The following is a 999-nucleotide window of genomic DNA, read 5'->3' as shown; positions in this document are numbered from 1 at the left end:
TTTTTTGAGACGTTCAACTTTACTCCACATTTTTGCTTTAGCACGCGCATAAAGTACATCAAGAGCAAAACGATCTAGTTTTTTGAGAGCAGCACGTGAACGTAATTCACTAATAATAGCAAGGGCAGGAATTTCCCACATGGAACTATGGGCCCAGGGTCCATGAAAATGAAGGATATATTGGCCATCTTTGCGGGTGAGTTCATATTCTGGAAGTTGAAAATTCTCAAGCCACTGAAGAAAATCCGGTTCAAAAATTTGTTTGCGTCCATAAAATGTATTACCAGAAAGCCAAATCATTTCTTTTTTTGTAAAGCGCAAACTAAGAGCATGATCAAGTTGGGCACGCAATTCACTCTCATCAATATCATCGGCAAGACGTATTGTTTTAGAGCGATTTATGAGGGAAAAAGTAACATTAACATTAGGATATAACCCCCAAATCATCTGCACCATTAGAAGCTTATAAAAATCCGTATCAAGAAGTGACCGAATAATGGGATCAAGTTTCCAAGTGTGATTGTAAACACGTCTAGCAATATCCGGATGATTCATAACCTTTTTCTTTCATTTTCATAAAATCTAAAACATTATGCACCAACACGGCTAATATAGGCGGTGCAATATAACAACTCTACAGTTTTGAACAAGAATAAAAAGTCTGCTCTCTTTTTTCATCTTTCATCTTTAAGATTTGACAATACGTATAATTTCATGCTGACCTGTTTTTTGTAACTTTATCCCTGTATGAAATTCGGTATATTCTTTGCTATTAACATAGAGCATATTTTTAGGTCCCCATTTTACTTTAATGCTATAAACGGCATCATAAAACTTCATTGTTGCTTCATATTTTGGCCAAATAGAGGGTAAATGTGGCTGCAAAAACAATAGGTCTCCCTGACGCTGTATTCCAAGAATTGCTTGTGTTGCGGCACGATAAAACCAACCAGCTGAACCTGTATACCAAGTCCAACCGCCTTGACCACATCGTGGTTC

At 37.0% G+C, this 999-nt stretch carries 1 protein-coding gene and 1 pseudogene; both read right to left on the bottom strand.

What is annotated here, in order from left to right:
- Positions 1-555: pseudogene (locus ACFIO3_RS13945) on the bottom strand (nicotinate phosphoribosyltransferase); the annotation flags it as partial.
- A gap of 132 nt (positions 556-687) precedes the next feature.
- A partial coding sequence (locus ACFIO3_RS13940; RefSeq protein ID WP_375704674.1) for a hypothetical protein occupies positions 688-999 on the bottom strand: 312 nt, incomplete at its 5' end.

Source organism: Bartonella sp. AD328YNZD (genome assembly GCF_042196425.1).
The sequence above is the reverse complement of the archived record's forward strand: the minus strand, read 5'-3'. Positions and strand labels throughout refer to the sequence as shown.